We start from the raw sequence: 16,892 nt of genomic DNA, 5'->3' as shown, positions 1-16,892 counted from the left end.
TTTGCCTCAGTACAGCGGCGCGCGCGTGCGGAAATAGATGCCGTGCGGCGAGCGCCCGACCCGCACGGTCTTGACCAGCTTGCGGCTGGCGACGTCGACCAGCCCGACCGAGCGCGCCCAACGGAACGTCACCCACAGGGTCTTGCCGTCGGCGGTCAGTTCCATGTCGTCCGGGCCCGGTGGCAGGCCGGTGATGTCGCCGACCTTGCTCAGCGTCTGCTGGTCGATGATGCTGATGCTGCCGGTGACGCGGTTGCTGAGGAACAGGTGGCGCCGGTCGCCGACGGCGCGGAAGTTGTGCGCGCCCTTGCCGGTCTGGATCTGCTTGACCACGGTGCGGGTGCGCCAGTCGATCACAGCCACGTAGTCGGCGCCGGTCATGCCGACCAGCAGGTATTTCTGGTCGGGCGTGACCCAGATCCCCGCCGGCGCCGAACCGGTTTCCATGCGCCACATCACGTTCTGCGTGACCAGGTCGATGGCGGCCACTTCATTGGAATCCTGCAGCGTGATGAAGGCGATGCGGCTGTCGGCGGTAAAGGCGATATGGCTGGGGGTCTTGGCCAGCGGATACTGCTTGGCCAGCTTCAGCGCCTTCCCGTCCCAGCGGTACACGTCGACGCGGTCGAGCCGGTTGCCGGTGGCGACAAACCACTTCTGATCCGGCGAGAAGCCGATCTGGTACGGGTCGTCGATATTGGCCACGCGCTGCTGGACCTTGCCGCTGACCGGATCCAGGAAGACCAGGTCGTTGCCGACCGCATTGGCGACGATCAGCGACTTGTCGTCGGGCGTGGCAATCAGGTGGTGGGGCTCTTTGCCGATCGGGAAGGTCTCGAGCACCTTCTGCGTGTCCTTGTCGATCAGCGTGACGGTGGCATCACCCGAATTGAGGATCACCACCACCTCCGCCCGAGCCGGAACCACCATCAGGCCCAGCGCGAACGCGCCTACCGTGATCCCACCAGCCACCCACCGCCGCAATGCGAACATAAGACCCGCTACCAGAAGAACTGAATCGGCGATTCTAACGTTTGGCCGGCTAATTCCGCTGACGTCGCGGCTGGCGGTAGACAAGTATTTGGCAGATTGTTGCGCCGGCACGACCATTTACCGCCATGCCGGCACGCGGCCCTCAGCGCTGCATCGATTCCCACACCTTCTGCAGCCGCTTGACCGACATTGGCACCGGCGTGCGCAGTTCCTGGGCGAACAGCGCGATGCGCAGCTCTTCCAGCATCCAGCGGAATTCCTCCAGCCGCGCATCCTCGCCGCCGCGGCCCTGGGTGCGCAACTGCTTCTCGGCCCGCTGCCACTGCTGCACCAGCGGCGCCATCTCCTGCATGCGCTGGCTGTCGCGGGCCGGATCGCCCTTGAGCTTGTCGACGCGCATGGCGATGCCCTTCAGGTAGCGCGGGAAATGGACCAGCTGCGTGTACGGGGTTTCGTCGATAAAGCGCTTGCCCATCAGCCGGCCGAGCTGGGCCTCCATGTCCGCATGGGCGCCGGGGAACGGCTTGGCCTGCAGCAGCTTGCGCGGCAGCCCGGCGTATTCGGCCAGGATGGCGCCCGCCAGCCGCGCGATTTCCTGCGCCAGCAGCGACAGCCGGGTACGGCCCTCGTCCTTGCGGGCATTGAACTCGGGGTCGTTGCGCGGCAGCGGCGCCTGCATGCAGGCGCGCTCCAGCGCCAGCATCACGATCTGCTCGCGCAGCATCTCCTGCGTGCCCAGCGTCATGTACTGCATCGCCATCTGCTGCAGCCCGGGGATGTTCTTCTCGATGAACTTGACCTGCTCGCGCAACTGCAGCGCGAACAGCCGGCGCAAACCCAGGTGGTGGATGCGGGCCGCTTCCTGCGGGTCGTCGAAGACCTCGACATCGCAGTGCGTGCCGCGGTCGACCAGCGCCGGATAGCCGAACAGGGTCTGGCTGCCCTTGCGGATCTCGAGCAGCTCCGGCAGCTCGCCGAAGCTCCAGCCGGTCAGGCCCTCGTACTTGCCAGGCTCCGCCGCGGCCAGCGCCGGCGCCTGTTCCGGTGACTGCCCCGGGGCCTGGGTGGCGGCCTGCGCCGCGGCCTGCGCCGCCACGCGCTGGAACGACTGCTGCGCCTGGCCGCCCAGCTCGGCGCGCAGCTGGGCCAGGTTGCGGCCCATGTCGAGCTGACGCCCGTGCTCGTCGATCACCTTGAAGTTCATCGCGTGGTGCGCGGGCAGCGTTTCCAGCTTGAAGTCGGCACGCCGCACCATGGTGCCGGTCTGCTCGCGGATATCTGCGATCAGCACGTCCAGCAGCTCGCCTTCGCCAAACGGCTGGCGCGCGACGAAGCCGGCGGCATAGTCCGGCAGCGGCACGCAGTGGCGGCGCAGCTTCTGCGGCAGCGACTTGAGCAGCAGGTGCACCTTCTCCTTGATCATGCCCGGCACCAGCCAGTCGGCACGCTCGGGGCGCACCTGGTTGAGCGCATACAGCGGCACGGTCAGGGTCACGCCGTCGCGGTGGCTGCCCGGCTCGAAATGGTAGGTCAGGCCCATGTCCACGCCGGCCACGGCCATGGTCTTGGGAAACAGGTCGGTGGTGATGCCGGCGGCCTCGTGCCGCATCAGCTCGTCGCGGTTCAGGTACAGCAGCTTGCGGTCTTGCGCGCTCTCGGCCTGGTACCACTGCTCGAACGCGGCCTGCTGGCAGATGTCGGCCGGGATCGCACGGTCGTAGAAGGCGTAGATCAGCTCATCGTCGACCAGCACGTCCTGGCGCCGCGACTTGTGCTCCAGGTTCTCGATCTCGCGCACCAGGCGCTGGTTGTGCGCGTAGAACGCCAGGCGCGTGTCGAACTCGCCCTCGACCAGCGCGCGGCGGATAAACAGCTCGCGCGCCTCGCGCGGGTTCATCGGGCCGTAGTGCACGCGGCGGTGCTGGTAGACCACCAGCCCGTACAGCGTGGCGCGCTCCAGCGCCAGCACCTGGCCGGCCTTCTTCTCCCAGTGCGGATCGCTCCAGCTGACCTTGAGCAGGTGGCGGCCCACCTGCTCGAGCCATTCGGGCTCGATGCGCGCCAGCGTGCGCGCGAACAGCCGGCTGGTCTCGACCAGTTCGGCCGCGACCACCCAGCGCCCGACCTTGCGCGCGATCAGCGAGCCCGGCCACAGGTGGAACTTGATGCCGCGCGCGCCCAGGTACTCGCGGCCCTTGCCGTCGCCGTCCTCGATGCGGCAGCCGACGTTGCCGAGCAGGCCGGTCAGCAGGGCCTTGTGCACCTGCTCGTAGGTCGGCTCGCTGTCGTTCAGGCGCCAGCCCTGCTCGGTCACCGTGGTCAGCAGCTGGGAATGCACGTCGCGCCATTCGCGCAGCCGCAGGTGCGACAGGAAGTGCGCGCGGCACTGGTCCTGCAGCTGGCGGTTGGACTTCTTGTGCGCGACCGCGTCCTCGAACCACTTCCACAGCCGGACCCAGCCCAGGAACTCGGACTTCTCGTCCATGAACTTGCGGTGGGCCTGGTCGGCGGCTTCCTGCACCTCCTGCGGGCGGTCGCGCGGGTCCTGCACCGACAGCGCGCTGGCGATGATCAGCACCTCGCGCAGGCACTGGTGCTCGCGCGCGGCCAGGATCATGCGCGCCACGCGCGGGTCGAGCGGCAGCTTGGCCAGCTGGCGGCCGATGCCTGTCAGCTGGTTGGCGTCGTCGACCGCGCCCAGCTCCTGCAGCAACTGGTAGCCGTCAGCGACCGCGCGGCCCAGCGGCGGCTCGATGAACGGGAACGACTCGATATCGGTCAGCCGCAGCGCCTTCATGCGCAGGATCACCGCGGCCAGCGACGAGCGCAGGATTTCAGGGTCGGTAAAGCGCGGCCGGCCGGTGAAGTCGGACTCCTCGTACAGCCGGATGCAAACCCCGTTGGCGACCCGGCCGCAGCGGCCGGCGCGCTGGTTGGCGGCGGCCTGCGAGATCGCCTCGACCTGCAGCTGCTCGACCTTGTTGCGGTACGAATAGCGCTTGACGCGCGCCAGCCCGGTATCGACCACGTAGCGGATGCCCGGCACCGTCAGCGAGGTTTCGGCGACGTTGGTCGCCAGCACGATGCGGCGCGCATTCGACGGCCTGAACACCCGCTCCTGCTCCTGCACCGACAGCCGCGCGAACAGCGGCAGGATCTCGGTATGCGGCGGGTGGTGCTTGCGCAGCGCCTCGGCGGCCTCGCGGATCTCGCGCTCGCCGGGCAGGAACACCAGCACGTCGCCGGGGCCAGCGCGGCACAGCTCGTCGACGGCATCGACGATGCCGTCGTACAGGTCGCGCTCGCGCGCCTGCGGGCTGCGCGGCGCGCCGGCGGCGGGCGCGTCGTCGGCGATCGGGCGGTAGCGCACCTCCACCGGGTACAGCCGGCCGCTGACCTCGATCACCGGCGCCGGCTTGTCGCCCGTGGCGAAATGCTGGGCAAAGCGCTGCGCGTCGATGGTGGCCGAGGTGATGATCACCTTCAGGTCGGGCCGCTTGGGCAGGATCTGGCGCAGGTAGCCGATCAGGAAGTCGATGTTGAGGCTGCGCTCGTGCGCCTCGTCGATGATCAGCGTGTCGTAGGCGCGCAGCAGCGGGTCGTTCTGGGTTTCGGCGAGCAGGATGCCGTCGGTCATCAGCTTGACCGACGCGCCCGACGACATGGTGTCGTTGAAGCGCACCTGGTAGCCCACGTGCTCGCCCAATGGCGTGCCCAGCTCCTGCGCGATGCGCTTGGCGGTCGAGGTGGCCGCGATGCGCCGCGGTTGGGTGTGGCCGATCAGCCCCCCGCCCTCGCGGCCGGGACCGCGCCCGATCGACAGGCAGATCTTGGGCAGCTGCGTGGTCTTGCCGGACCCGGTCTCGCCGGACACGATCACCACCTGGTTGGCCAGCAGCGCCGCGGCGATCTCGTCGCGGCGCGTCGATACCGGCAGGGCTTCGGGGAAGGTGATCGGCGGCAGCGGGTTGACCGGGCGCGGTGGCCGCGGCGGACGTGCGCCGCGAGGCTGGCGCTGGCCGCCCTCGGCCGCGGGCCGCGCACCGGCCGGCCTTGCCGGGCCGGCCTGCTGCGGCCGGGCCGGACCGGGCGCCGGACGGGACTGGGTGGAGGAAGCAGGCTGGCCGGCACCGGCGCGCTGGCGCGGCGACACCGGTGGTTTGGGCTTGACGGGGCGTTGTTCTGACATTGGCCGGGATTATAATCCGCGGCATGAACGCCAGAACCGACGCGCCGCAGACGGCGCCTGCCTCCGCTCCCACCACCCCGGCCGCGCCGGCGCAGGCGGAGCCACCCGCCGCGGCCGAGCTCCCCGCCCCCGCCCCGACCTCTCCCGTGCCGGTCACGGCCGATCCCGATCGCAGCGGCCCCGACCACCAGCAGTTCGTCGACTGGCTGCGCATGGTGGCGCCGTATATCCACGCCTTCCGCGGCAAGACCTTCGTGATCGCCTTCGCCGGCGAGCTGGTCAAGTCGGGCGTGCTGAATGCGCTGGTCAACGATGTCGCGCTGCTGCACGCGATGGGCATGCAGATCGTGCTGGTGCACGGCTCGCGTCCGCAGGTGGAAGAGCAGCTGGCGCTGCGCCATGTCGAGTCGCAGTTCGTCGACGGCGTGCGCGTCACCGACAATGCCGCGCTCGAATGCGCCAAGGAAGCCGCCGGCGAACTGCGCCTGGACATCGAGGCTGCGTTCAGCCAGGGCCTGCCCAACACGCCGATGGCCGGCGCGCAACTGTCGGTGATCTCCGGCAACTTCGTCACCGCGCGCCCGGTCGGCATCGTCAACGGCACCGACTACCAGCACACCGGGCTGGTGCGCAAGATCGACGCCGAGTCCGTGCGCATGTCGCTGTCGCACGGCAAGGTGGTGCTGCTGTCGCCGCTGGGCTTCTCGCCCACCGGCCAGGCCTTCAACCTGTCGATGGAAGACGTGGCCAGTGCCACCGCCACCGCGCTCAAGGCCGACAAGCTGATCTTCATCACCGAGGTGCCGGGCGTGCCCGACCCGGTCGGCAAGATGATGCAGGAAATGTCGCTGCGCACCGCGGTCGAGCGGCTGCAGAACAACCACCTGCCGCCAGACGTGGCCAATTACCTGCAGCACCTGGTCAAGGCGCTCAAGGGCGGCGTGCCGCGCGCGCACCTGATCCCCTACTCGCTCGACGGCGCAGTGCTGCTGGAACTGTTCCTGCACGACGGCGTCGGCACCATGCTGTCCGACACCGACCTGGAAAGCCTGCGCGAGGCCACGCTCGACGACGTCGGCGGCATCGTGCAGCTGATCGCGCCACTGGAGCAGGACGGCACGCTGGTGCCACGCGGGCGCCACCTGATCGAGCGCGATATCGGCAACTTCTCGGTGATCGAGCACGACGGCGTGCTGTTCGGCTGCGCCGCGCTATACGACTACCCGCGCGAGAACATGGGCGAGATGGCGTGCCTGACGGTGTCGCCCGAGGCCCAGGGCACCGGCGACGGCGAGCGCCTGCTCAAGCGCATCGAGCGCCGCGCTCGCGCGCTCGGGCTGGAGCGGCTGTTCGTGCTCACCACCCGCACCGAGCACTGGTTCCTCAAGCGCGGCTTCGTCCACGCCACGGTCGACGACCTGCCCGAGGACAAGCGCAAGCTCTACAACTGGCAGCGCAAGTCGATGGTGCTGATGAAAAAGCTGTGACGGCGTAGGGACAATCGCCGCCGCGCCGCGGCGCGCCGCCCCGCTTGGCTACAATAGCGCCAGCGCCGAAGCTCTCACGAACATACCAAGGAGTCCCCATGGCCCGCACGGTCCATTGCATCAAGCTGAACAAGGAAGCCGAAGGTCTCGACTTCCCGCCGCTGCCCGGCGAACTGGGCAAGAAGATCTGGCAGAACGTGTCCAAGGAAGCCTGGGCCGGCTGGCTCAAGCACCAGACCATGCTGATCAACGAAAACCGCCTGAACATGGCCGATGCGCGTGCGCGCCAGTACCTGCTCAAGCAGACCGAGAAGTACTTCTTCGGCGAAGGCGCCGACCAGGCTCAGGGCTACGTGCCGCCGCAGTCCTGATCCGGATCTTGGGATCATGAAAAATGGGGTGCCCGAGGCACCCCATTTTGCTTGGTGGCGCGCGCGGGCGCCGGGCCGTGCGTTCAGTAGTCCGTGCGCTGCACGCCGTCGCCGGTGCCGAGCAGCAGCACGTCGGCGCCGCGCAGCGCGAACAGGCCCACCGTGACCACGCCGGGCACCTGGTTGACGGTCTGCTCCAGGCCGCGCGGATCGTCGATCTTCAGGCCGGCCACGTCGAGGATCACGTTGCCGTTGTCGGTCTTGTAGATGCCGCCTTCCTTGGTCATGCGCAGGCGCGGCTGGCCGCCCAGGGCCTGCAGCTTGCGCGCCACCGCGGCACGTGCCATCGGCACCACCTCGACCGGCAGCGGGAAGGCGCCCATGGTCTGCACCAGCTTGCTGCCGTCGGCGATGCAGACAAAGCGTTTGGCCACCGAGGCGACGATCTTCTCGCGCGTCAGCGCCCCGCCGCCGCCCTTGACCATGGCACCGCTGGCATCGATCTCGTCGGCGCCGTCGACATACACCGGGATCTCGTCGACCTCGTTCAGGTCCAGCACCTTGAAGCCGTGCTGCTGCAGGCGCCGCGTCGAAGCCTCGGAGCTCGACACCGCACCCGCGAAGCGCTCCTTGAACGCCGCCACGGCGTCGATGAAGAGGTTGGCGGTGGAGCCGGTGCCCACGCCGAGCACGGCCCCTTCGGGCACTTCCTGCTTCACGTAGTCGGCGGCGGCTTGCGCGACCAGCGCCTTGAGTTCATCCTGAGTCATGACAACAGCCAGATTGCGTTGGGGGAAAGGCGTAGTGTAGCGGATTGCGGTGGCGCGACGCGCGAGCGGTGGCGACCGCGCAGGTACAATGGACCGCACCGGTGCCGCATGCGCCCCTCACAGCCCGCGAACGCTTTTTGCAGACGCTCAAGCAGACGACCTAGCGACCATGAACCAGCTCGAACAACTCAGGCAGTTCACCACGGTGGTGGCCGATACCGGCGACTTCCAGCTGATGAAGCAGTACACGCCGCAGGACGCGACCACCAATCCGTCGCTGATCCTGAAGGCGGTGCAGAAACCCGAATACCGCCACCTGCTGGAGCGCGCGGTGCAGGACCACCACGGCAACGGCGGCGTCGACGCGGTCATGGATGAAGTGCTGATCGCGTTCGGCTGCGAGATCCTGGCGATCGTGCCGGGCCGGGTCTCGACCGAGGTCGACGCGCGCCTGTCGTTCGACACCACCGCCACCGTGAACAAGGCGCGCCACCTGATCCAGCTGTACGAGCAGCGCGGCATCGCGCGCGAGCGCGTGCTGATCAAGATCGCCTCCACCTGGGAGGGCATCCGCGCCGCCGAGATCCTGCAGCGCGACGGCATCCGCTGCAACATGACGCTGCTGTTCTCGCTGGTGCAGGCGGTGGCCTGCGCCGAGGCCGGCGCGCAGCTGATCTCGCCGTTCGTCGGCCGCATCTTCGACTGGTACAAGAAGCAGGCGGGCGAGCAATGGGACGCGGCCGCCAACGGCGGTGACAACGATCCCGGCGTGCGCTCGGTGCGCCAGATCTACGACTACTACAAGAAGTTCGGCTATCCCACCGAGGTCATGGGCGCCAGCTTCCGCAGCACCGCGCAGATCCTGTCGCTGGCCGGCTGCGACCTGCTCACCATCAGCCCTGAACTGCTCGAGCAGCTCGCCGGCGGCGAGGGCCAGGTGGCGCACAAGCTGTCGGTGGACCAGGCCCAGGCCGCCAATATCGCCCGCATCACCGCCGACGAGCCGTCGTTCCGCTGGCAGCTCAACGAAGACGCGATGGCGACGGAAAAGCTGGCCGAAGGCATCCGACTGTTCGCGGCGGATGCGGTCAAGCTCGAGAAGCTGATCGCCGGGCTGGCGCAGCAATAAGCACTGCGGCGCGCCAGCGCGCTTCTCCTCGCTTCAGCCGGCCGATGGCGCCGGCTGCGGCCACAGCCGCGGCAGGCAGGCGCCGGCCGCGGCCGACAGCACGATGTCCGCGGTCTGGTCCAGCGCCGACGGCTGCGGATTGACCACGATCACCGGCGCGCCATGCTCGCGCGCCACGCCCGGCAGCCCCGCCGCCGGGTACACCAGCCCCGAGGTGCCGACCACCAGGCACAGGTCGCAGGTCTGCGCCGCATGCTCGGCGCGGTAGCGCGCCACGCGCGGCAGGTCTTCGCCGAACCACACCACGCCCGGCCGCATCAGCGCGCCGCACAGGTTGCAGCGCGGCGGCATGCCGGGCAGCGCGGTGGCCTCGCTGCAGCGGCCGCAGCCGTCGAGCCACTTGTTGGCGAACAGGTTGCCGTGCAGCTCGACCACGCCGGCGCTGCCGGCGCGCTGGTGCAGGCCGTCGACATTCTGCGTCACCAGCGTGACCGCTTTCCGCGCGGCCAGCGCCACCAGCGCGTGGTGCGCCGGATTGGGATGCACCGCGGCCACCAGTTCGCGCCGGTGCTGGTACCACTGCCACACCAGCGCCGGCTGGCGGCGGTAGGCCGCTTCGCTGGCCAGCTCTTCCGGGTCGAACTGTTCCCACAGCCCGGTCATGGCGTCGCGGAAGGTCGGCACGCCGGACTCGGCGGAAATACCGGCACCGGTCAGCACGAAGATATTGCTGGCGCCCTCGATCAGCCGACGCGCTTCCTCGAGCCCCGGGAGTGCCGGCAGACGGGAATCGTCGGCCATGGTCTCAGCGCGGCAGGCGCCGCTGGCGCACGGCCTCGTACAGGCACACGCCGCTGGCCACCGACACGTTCAGGCTTTCCACGCCGCCGGCCATCGGGATGCCGACCAGCTCGTCGCAGGTCTCGCGCGTCAGGCGGCGCATGCCCTCGCCTTCGGCGCCCATCACGATCGCGGTCGGGCCCTTGAAATCGATGTCGTACAGCGACTTCTCGGTGCCGTCGGCGGTGCCGATCACCCAGATGCCGCGCTCCTGCAGTTCACGCAGGGTGCGGGCCAGGTTGGTCACGGTGATATAGGGCACGGTCTCGGCCGCGCCGCTGGCGACCTTGGCCACGGTGGCGTTCAGGCCGACGCTGCGGTCCTTGGGCGCGATCACGGCGTGCGCGCCGGCACCGTCGGCCACGCGCAGGCAGGCGCCCAGGTTGTGCGGGTCGGTAACGCCGTCCAGCACCAGCAGCAGCGGCGTGCCTTCGATGCCGTCGAGCAGTTCGTCCAGGTTCAGCGCCAGCGCCACGTCTTCGGCACGCGCCACCACGCCCTGGTGGCGGTCGGTGCCGGCCATGCCGCGCAGGCGCTCGGCATCGACCGGATGCAGGCGCACACCCAGGCTTTCGGCCAGGCGCACGAAGTCCTGCATGCGCCGGTCGCGGCGGGCGGATTCGATGTAGATGTCGGACACGCCCTTGGGATCTTGCCGCAGGCGCGCGGTCACGGCGTGAAAGCCGATCAGGAGTTTTTGTTTAGCCATGGGCGCGATTGTACCCGCCCGGCCGCCGTCCCCGCGTGCGCAGGGACGGCAACCCGACGGCAATCCAACGCCAATCCAACGCCGGTCCGCTAGCGCTTGCGCGGCGTGCGCTTGGCGGCGGTCTTGCCCGCCGGCTTGGCCGGCCGCGCCTTGGACGCCGGCTTGCGCGGCTTTTCCAGGTGCGCGGGCTTGGGCTTGGCGGCGCGCTTGCCCGGCTTGCCGGTCTTCAGGTGCGGCTTGAGCGGCGTGATCACCGCCTCGAACACCGGTTGCTCTTCGATCACCCGGTCCAGGGTCTCGTCGAATGACTCTTCCGGCTTGGACGAACCGCCCAGCAGCGCCGCCAGCTGGCGGCCCTTCTTGCGCGCCGGCACCGCGTGCGCGGCCGGCACGCGCGGCTGGGTCTCGGCCCCCGTCACGCGCGCGCGCAGCGTTTTCGCCGACGGCTCCTGCACCAGGCGGAAATCGATCTTGCGCGCATCCAGGTCTACGCGCGACACCTGCACGCGCACGCGGTCGGTGAGCCGGTAGCGGATGCCGGTGCGCTCGCCGCGCAGCTCGTTGCGGGCCTCGTCGTACTGGAAGTAGTCGCTGCCCAGCTCGGTCACGTGGACCAGACCCTCCACGTACAGCTCGTCGAGCTGCACGAAGATGCCGAACGAGGTCACGGCGCTGACGGTGCCGGCATAGTCGCTGCCGAGCTTGTCGCGCATGAAGTAGCACTTGAGCCAGGCCTCGACATCGCGCGAGGCCTCGTCGGCGCGGCGCTCGTTGGCCGAGCAGTGCAGGCCCAGCTCGTCCCAGATGGCCTCGTTGCGGCGCGCGCGCGCCGCGGTCAGCTCGGCTTTCTGCTCGGCGTCCTTGGCCTGCAGCCTGCGCGCCTTCGGCGAGATCGCGGTATTCAGCTCGGTGCCGTGGGCAAAGGCCGGCTGGTACTTGGTGTGCGCCAGCACCGCCTTGATCGCGCGGTGCACCAGCAGGTCGGGATAGCGGCGGATCGGACTGGTGAAGTGCGCGTAGGCCTCGTACGCCAGGCCGAAGTGGCCGATATTGTCGGGGCTGTACACCGCCTGCTGCATCGAGCGCAGCAGCATGGTCTGCAGCATCGGCGCGTCGGGGCGGGACTTGATCTTGTCCATCACCTCGGCGTAATCCGACGCCTGCGGCTTGTCGCCACCGCCCAGCGACAGGCCGGCGGTACGCAGGAAGTCGCGCAGGTTCTTCAGCTTCTCGTCGCTGGGGCCGGCATGGATGCGGTACAGCGCCGGGTGCTTGAAGCGCTCGAGGAAATCGGCCGCGCACACGTTGGCGGTCAGCATGCATTCCTCGATCAGCCGGTGCGCGTCGTTGCGCGTGCGCGGCAGGATCTGCTCGATCTTGCCCTGCGCATTGCAGACGATATAGGTCTCGGTAGTGTCGAAGTCAATCGCGCCGCGCGCGCGCCGCGCCTTGAGCAGGACCTGGAACAGCTCGTACAGGTTCTGCAGGTGCGGCACCAGCTCGCTGCGCTTGTGCGCCTCGGGGCCCTTGGTGTTGGACAGCACCGCCCAGACCTCGTTGTAGGTCAGCCGCGCCGTCGAGTGCATCACCGCCGGATAGAACTGGTAGCCCTTGAGCTCGCCCTTGGCGGTGATCACGGCGTCGCACACCATGCACAGCCGGTCCACTTGCGGATTGAGCGAGCACAGCCCGTTGGACAGCTTCTCCGGCAGCATCGGGATCACGCGCCGCGGGAAATACACCGAGGTGGCGCGGTCGAGCGCGTCGGCATCGAGCGGCGTGCCCGGACGCACATAGTGCGACACGTCGGCGATCGCCACGATCAGGCGCCAGCCCTTGGCGCGGCCGATCTTGACCGGCTCGCAATAGACTGCGTCGTCGAAGTCGCGCGCGTCTTCGCCGTCGATGGTGACCAGCGGGATGTCGCGCAGGTCGATGCGATGGTCCAGGTCGGCCTGGCGCACCTCATCGGGCAGCCCCGCGGCTTCCTGGGCGGCGGCCGGCGAAAACTGGTGCGGCACGCCGTACTTGCGCACCGCGATCTCGATTTCCATGCCGGGATCGTCGATCTCGCCCAGCACTTCCACCACGCGGCCCACCGGCTGCACATAGCGGTCGGGGAATTCGGTCAGCTCGACGCTGACCACCTGCCCCACCCGGGCCTTGCCCTGCGCCTTGGGCGGGATCAGGATGTCCTGGCTGATGCGCTTGTCTTCGGGCGCGACCACCAGCACGCCGCCCTCGCTGAGCAGGCGGCCGATGACATAGCGGTTGGCGCGCTCGATGATCTCGACGATCTGGCCCTCGGGGCGCCCGCGCCGGTCGTAGCCGACCACGCGCACCTGGGCGCGGTCGTTGTGCATGGCCTTCTGCAGCTCGCGCTCGGGCAGGAAGATATCGTCCTCGCCGTCGTCGCGGATCAGGAAGCCGAAGCCATCGCGGTGGCCCTGCACCCGGCCGGTGACGAAGTTGGGCTGGTGCGCCAGCTCGTAGCGGCCCTTGCGGTTGAGTTCGATCTGGCCGTCGCGCTCCATCGCGGCCAGGCGCTTCTGGAAGCCGTCATGCTCCTTGCGCGTGACCGCCAGCGCCTTGGCGATATCGCCTGCCGACTGGGGGGATCCCGACGTTCTCAGCACGCCCAGGATTTCTTCCCGGCTGGGGATCGGATAGTTATTCTGATTCAATTTTTTCTGGAAACTATTTGACAAAATTCTCGCGCTCTCTATAATGAGCGCTTCGGTTGTTTCGACACCTGCCCAGGTGGCGGAATTGGTAGACGCACTAGGTTCAGGTCCTAGCGGTGGCAACACTGTGGAGGTTCGAGTCCTCTCCTGGGCACCAGATCACCGGAAAACCCGCAGCGCTTTCGAGCCCTGCGGGTTTTTTGTTTTTGACGCCTGTTTCGCGCATCAGATCCGGCAACTTGCACTCCTTGCTTGGCGGCACTGCCGCGATGTCTTACCTGCGAGCGTACGGGTTTTTTCCCGTCCGTGAAACCGCGCACCGTACCCCGCGCGGCAGCCGCACCACAAGGTTACGGCAATGTCGGGGAGTGTAACAGCTTCAGTGGCGATTCCGGCATTCCGGCGGCCACTGCAAATCATTTCACCGCAACCACTTTCCCCGAACGCTTGACGGTGCCCCGATGTGTAACTATCATGGTTTCACATCTCGCACGACACCATGAGCACAAGCAGCCGGTTTGCCGTAGCCGTCCATATCCTCACCCTGCTGGCCAGTTCCGCCGAGCCGGTGCCGTCCTCGCTGATTGCCGGCAGCGTCGGCACCAACCCGGCGCTGATCCGGCGCCTGGTCGGCCAGCTGGCTGAAGCAGGCCTGGTGGCGACCACCATGGGCAGCACCGGCGGCGCTACGCTGGCGCGCCCGGCCGCTTCGATCACGCTGCTGGAAGTCTTCCGCGTGGTCGAAACCACCGCGCTGATCGCGTTGCACCAGAGTGCCCCCAATCCGGCCTGCCTGGTCGGGCGCGAGATCACCGGTGCGCTGCGCAAGGTCGCCGACCGCGCGCAGGCGGCCATGGACGAGACCCTGGCCGGCATCACCATCGCCAGCATGCTTGCCGATGTCGAGCGCGGCAGCCAGCGCCGCAAGCGCTGATTTTTTTATCCCGATGTGTAACCACATCAGTTTCATATCCACTGACTCAACCAAGGAGTGACCATGAAGATCGCCATCATTGGAGCCAGCGGCCGCGTTGGCACGCGCCTGACCGACGAAGCTGTGCGCCGCGGCCACCAGGTGACCGCCATCGCGCGCCAGGCCAGCCGACTGCCGGCGCGCGCGGGCGTGACCAGCAAGGATGTGGATGCGACCGACAGCGCGGCACTGAGCGCCGCCCTCGCCGGCCATGATGTCGTCATCAGCACCGCGCGCTTCGTGCAGCTGAACGCGCAGCAGGTGACCGCGGCGGTGCGCCAGGCAGGCGTGCCGCGACTGCTGGTGGTGGGCGGTGCCGGCAGCCTCCAGGTCGGGCCGGGCGTGCAGCTGGTCGACACCCCGAATTTTCCCGATGCCTACAAGGCCGAGGCGCTGGCCGGCCGCGACTTCCTGAACGCGCTGCGCGGCGAGCCGCAGATCGACTGGACCTTCCTGTCGCCGTCCGCATTGTTCGAGCCGGGCGAGCGCACCGGCCATTTCCGCATCGGCAAGGAAGACCTGCTGAGCGACGCAGCAGGCAAGAGCTGGATTTCGATGGAAGACTATGCCATCGCAATGCTCGATGAAATCGAGACGCCGGCGCATTCGCGCCAGCGCTTCACGGTGGGGTACTGAGCCCGAGCGCGCTCAGTCGCGCGCGCCGTCGTCCAGCAGGCTGGCGCGCCTGCCGCGCTTGAGCCATGCGGCGAGGTTGTGCGGGCGCAGCGTGTCGTACTCTTCGAACGGCTGGTGGATCCAGGGGTTCGACTCCAGGAAGGTGACGTGGTAGTCCGGCTCCACCTTGGAGCAGGCCTTGTACCACAGCACTGCCGAGCGCACCTCGGTCACCGCCGGATAGCGCTCCTTGAGATGGCGGCCCACGCGCTCCAGCGTGATGCCCGAGTCCACCAGGTCGTCGACCAGCAGGATCTTGCCGCTCAACTCGCCACGGGTCATGGTGATGTACTGCGCGATGTCGAGCTCGCCCTGCTGCGTGCCGGCGGCCTCGCGGTAGCTGCTGGTCGCCAGGATCGCCAGCGGCACGTCGAAGATGCGCGACATCTGGTCGCCCACGCGCAGCCCGCCGCGCGCGAGGCACAGGATCTTGTCGAACTTCCAGCCCGACTCATGCACGTTCAGCGACAGGCGTGCGATCAGGCGATGGTATTCGTCCCAGGAGACCCACAGGTTCTCGTCATCGTTGGTAGGCAGGTTCATCGTTTTACTCGTGATATCGTTCGGTCGGCTGACCGATATGGCTCGGCCCGCTTGCGCGGGCCGATTTATTTTCTGGCAGGCCGCGGCGCTCGTGGCGCGGCGGTCCTGCGGGTACTGCGCAGGCGCTCAGGCCTTGTACGGATGGCGCAGCAGGATGGTCTCGTCGCGGTCCGGGCCGGTCGAGATCATGTCGATCGGGATGCCGACCACTTCTTCCACCCGCTTCAGGTAGACACGGGCCTGCTCGGGCAGCGCGTCCCACGTCTTCACGCCGAAGGTGGACTCGTTCCAGCCCGGGAATTCTTCGTAGACCGGCTCGCAGCGCGCCACGGCATCCGAGCCGCGCGGCAGGATGTCGACGGTGCTGCCGTCGAGCGTATAGCCGACGCACAGCTTGATGCTTTCCAGGCCGTCGAGCACGTCCAGCTTGGTCATGCACAGGCCCGACACGCCGTTGATCTGCACCGAGCGCTTGAGCGCGGCCGCATCCAGCCAGCCGGTGCGGCGCGGACGGCCGGTGACCGAGCCGAATTCCTTGCCGACATTGGCCAGGCGCACGCCCACCGCATCCTGGCGCGAGGGGTTGTCGTTGTCGTACAGCTCGCTCGGGAACGGGCCGGCACCGACGCGGGTGCAGTAGGCCTTGGTGATGCCGAGGATATAGTTCAGGCGCCCCGGGCCCACGCCCGCGCCGGCCGCGGCGGCACCGGCCACGCAGTTGCTCGAGGTGACGAACGGATAGGTGCCGTGGTCGACGTCGAGCAGCGTGCCTTGCGCGCCTTCGAACATCAGGTTGCCGCCGGCGGCGTTGACTGCGTACAGCTCGGCCGAGACATCGGCGACCATCGGTGCCAGGCGCGGCGCGTAGGCCAGTGCCTCGTCCAGGGTCTGCTGGAAGTCGACGGCTTCGGCGCCCAGGTACTGGGTCAGCATGAAGTTGTGGAAGTCCAGGTTCTCGCGCAGGCGTTCGGCGAACTGCTGCGGGTCGAACAGGTCCTGCACGCGCAGCGCGCGGCGTGCCACCTTGTCTTCATAGGCCGGGCCGATGCCACGGCCGGTGGTGCCGATCTTGGCGGCGCCCCGGCGCGCTTCGCGCGCCTTGTCGATGGCGACGTGGTACGGCAGGATCAGCGTGGCCGCCTCGGAAATGCGCAGCCGGCTCTGTACCTGCAGGCCGGCGCCTTCGAGTTCTTCGATTTCACGGAACAAAGCTTCGGGCGACAGCACCACACCGTTGCCGATGTAGCAGACCGTGCCGGCGCGCATGATGCCCGAGGGGATCAGCCGGAGAATGGTCTTCTTGCCGCCGATGATCAGCGTGTGGCCAGCGTTGTGGCCACCCTGGAACCGCACCACGCCCTTTGCATGGTCGGTAAGCCAATCGACGATTTTTCCTTTGCCTTCGTCACCCCACTGGGTGCCGATCACGACGACATTGCGTCCCTGGCCTACTGCGGATGCGGACATATTGCTTTGGTCAATAGGTTAAAAACGTATTCTACTCTTGTTGCCGGGCGATTCCGGGTTTT

The 16,892-nt window shown here is 68.2% G+C and carries 13 protein-coding genes and 1 tRNA gene; 6 read left to right on the top strand and 8 right to left on the bottom strand.

Annotation, left to right across the window (positions count from 1 at the left end; genetic code table 11):
- Positions 1 to 6: 6 nt before the first annotated feature.
- Together C7416_RS06885 and hrpA are read right to left on the bottom strand one after the other, a co-directional pair.
- Positions 7 to 993: a YVTN family beta-propeller repeat protein gene (locus tag C7416_RS06885; RefSeq protein ID WP_111517728.1), complete on the bottom strand. Its 987-nt coding sequence runs from the start codon at positions 991 to 993 to the stop codon at positions 7 to 9.
- Between the two features lie 142 nt (positions 994 to 1,135).
- Positions 1,136 to 5,182, bottom strand: a complete 4,047-nt coding sequence (gene hrpA, locus C7416_RS06880; protein WP_111517727.1) for an ATP-dependent RNA helicase HrpA — start codon at positions 5,180 to 5,182, stop codon at positions 1,136 to 1,138.
- Positions 5,183 to 5,205: 23 nt separating this feature from the next.
- Between hrpA and argA the strand changes: the two genes are divergently transcribed.
- Positions 5,206 to 6,669, top strand: a complete 1,464-nt coding sequence (argA, locus tag C7416_RS06875; protein ID WP_111517726.1) for an amino-acid N-acetyltransferase — start codon at positions 5,206 to 5,208, stop codon at positions 6,667 to 6,669.
- 98 nt (positions 6,670 to 6,767) lie between these two features.
- Positions 6,768 to 7,040 (top strand): oxidative damage protection protein, encoded by a 273-nt coding sequence (locus tag C7416_RS06870; RefSeq protein WP_018007757.1) that lies wholly within the window; start codon positions 6,768 to 6,770, stop codon positions 7,038 to 7,040.
- A gap of 83 nt (positions 7,041 to 7,123) precedes the next feature.
- Here C7416_RS06870 and rpiA read toward each other — a convergent pair whose 3' ends face one another.
- Positions 7,124 to 7,810, bottom strand: coding sequence for a ribose-5-phosphate isomerase RpiA (gene rpiA / locus C7416_RS06865; protein WP_111517725.1), 687 nt, complete (start codon positions 7,808 to 7,810; stop codon positions 7,124 to 7,126).
- Positions 7,811 to 7,979: 169 nt separating this feature from the next.
- Here rpiA and tal point away from each other — a divergent pair, with 169 nt between their 5' ends.
- Positions 7,980 to 8,939, top strand: coding sequence for a transaldolase (gene tal, locus C7416_RS06860; RefSeq protein ID WP_111517724.1), 960 nt, complete (start codon positions 7,980 to 7,982; stop codon positions 8,937 to 8,939).
- Between the two features lie 33 nt (positions 8,940 to 8,972).
- Here tal and C7416_RS06855 read toward each other — a convergent pair whose 3' ends face one another.
- The 3 genes from C7416_RS06855 to rnr all read right to left on the bottom strand — a co-directional run bounded on the left by C7416_RS06855 (position 8,973) and on the right by rnr (position 13,172).
- Positions 8,973 to 9,740 (bottom strand): SIR2 family NAD-dependent protein deacylase, encoded by a 768-nt coding sequence (locus C7416_RS06855; RefSeq protein ID WP_111517723.1) that lies wholly within the window; start codon positions 9,738 to 9,740, stop codon positions 8,973 to 8,975.
- 4 nt (positions 9,741 to 9,744) lie between these two features.
- Positions 9,745 to 10,488: a 23S rRNA (guanosine(2251)-2'-O)-methyltransferase RlmB gene (gene rlmB / locus C7416_RS06850; RefSeq protein ID WP_012353149.1), complete on the bottom strand. Its 744-nt coding sequence runs from the start codon at positions 10,486 to 10,488 to the stop codon at positions 9,745 to 9,747.
- Between the two features lie 89 nt (positions 10,489 to 10,577).
- Positions 10,578 to 13,172, bottom strand: a complete 2,595-nt coding sequence (rnr, locus tag C7416_RS06845) for a ribonuclease R (RefSeq protein WP_111517722.1) — start codon at positions 13,170 to 13,172, stop codon at positions 10,578 to 10,580.
- Positions 13,173 to 13,242: 70 nt separating this feature from the next.
- Here rnr and C7416_RS06840 point away from each other — a divergent pair.
- The 3 genes from C7416_RS06840 to C7416_RS06830 all read left to right on the top strand — a co-directional run bounded on the left by C7416_RS06840 (position 13,243) and on the right by C7416_RS06830 (position 14,781).
- Positions 13,243 to 13,329, top strand: a tRNA-Leu gene (locus C7416_RS06840).
- 342 nt (positions 13,330 to 13,671) lie between these two features.
- Entirely contained in the window at positions 13,672 to 14,106 is a 435-nt protein-coding gene (locus C7416_RS06835) for an Rrf2 family transcriptional regulator (protein ID WP_111517721.1), read from the top strand.
- 63 nt (positions 14,107 to 14,169) lie between these two features.
- A complete protein-coding gene (locus tag C7416_RS06830; RefSeq protein ID WP_111517720.1) occupies positions 14,170 to 14,781 on the top strand; it encodes an NAD(P)-dependent oxidoreductase in 612 nt (203 codons plus the stop codon).
- A gap of 12 nt (positions 14,782 to 14,793) precedes the next feature.
- Here C7416_RS06830 and C7416_RS06825 read toward each other — a convergent pair whose 3' ends face one another.
- Both C7416_RS06825 and C7416_RS06820 read right to left on the bottom strand, forming a co-directional pair.
- The gene (locus C7416_RS06825; RefSeq protein ID WP_111517719.1) at positions 14,794 to 15,363 is read right to left on the bottom strand and encodes a phosphoribosyltransferase; all 570 of its coding nucleotides are present in this window, start codon (positions 15,361 to 15,363) and stop codon (positions 14,794 to 14,796) included.
- 126 nt (positions 15,364 to 15,489) lie between these two features.
- Positions 15,490 to 16,830 (bottom strand): adenylosuccinate synthase, encoded by a 1,341-nt coding sequence (locus tag C7416_RS06820; RefSeq protein ID WP_111517718.1) that lies wholly within the window; start codon positions 16,828 to 16,830, stop codon positions 15,490 to 15,492.
- Between the last annotated feature and the right edge of the window lie 62 nt (positions 16,831 to 16,892).

The sequence above is a fragment of the Cupriavidus phytorum genome, from assembly GCF_003254285.1.
GTDB classification, from domain to species: domain Bacteria; phylum Pseudomonadota; class Gammaproteobacteria; order Burkholderiales; family Burkholderiaceae; genus Cupriavidus; species Cupriavidus phytorum.
This window is presented reverse-complemented; position numbering and strand designations above follow the sequence as displayed.

Excerpts from the sequence above, each read along its gene's own strand:
- C7416_RS06835 (WP_111517721.1), top strand. The coding sequence starts at position 13,672 with ATGAGCACAAGCAGCCGGTTTGCCGTAGCCGTCCATATCCTCACCCTG.
- C7416_RS06830 (WP_111517720.1), top strand. The coding sequence starts at position 14,170 with ATGAAGATCGCCATCATTGGAGCCAGCGGCCGCGTTGGCACGCGCCTG.
- C7416_RS06820 (WP_111517718.1), bottom strand. The coding sequence starts at position 16,830 with ATGTCCGCATCCGCAGTAGGCCAGGGACGCAATGTCGTCGTGATCGGC.
- C7416_RS06855 (WP_111517723.1), bottom strand. The coding sequence starts at position 9,740 with ATGGCCGACGATTCCCGTCTGCCGGCACTCCCGGGGCTCGAGGAAGCG.
- argA (WP_111517726.1), top strand. The coding sequence starts at position 5,206 with ATGAACGCCAGAACCGACGCGCCGCAGACGGCGCCTGCCTCCGCTCCC.
- rpiA (WP_111517725.1), bottom strand. The coding sequence starts at position 7,810 with ATGACTCAGGATGAACTCAAGGCGCTGGTCGCGCAAGCCGCCGCCGAC.
- tal (WP_111517724.1), top strand. The coding sequence starts at position 7,980 with ATGAACCAGCTCGAACAACTCAGGCAGTTCACCACGGTGGTGGCCGAT.
- rlmB (WP_012353149.1), bottom strand. The coding sequence starts at position 10,488 with ATGGCTAAACAAAAACTCCTGATCGGCTTTCACGCCGTGACCGCGCGC.
- C7416_RS06825 (WP_111517719.1), bottom strand. The coding sequence starts at position 15,363 with ATGAACCTGCCTACCAACGATGACGAGAACCTGTGGGTCTCCTGGGAC.
- C7416_RS06885 (WP_111517728.1), bottom strand. The coding sequence starts at position 993 with ATGTTCGCATTGCGGCGGTGGGTGGCTGGTGGGATCACGGTAGGCGCG.
- C7416_RS06870 (WP_018007757.1), top strand. The coding sequence starts at position 6,768 with ATGGCCCGCACGGTCCATTGCATCAAGCTGAACAAGGAAGCCGAAGGT.
- hrpA (WP_111517727.1), bottom strand. The coding sequence starts at position 5,182 with ATGTCAGAACAACGCCCCGTCAAGCCCAAACCACCGGTGTCGCCGCGC.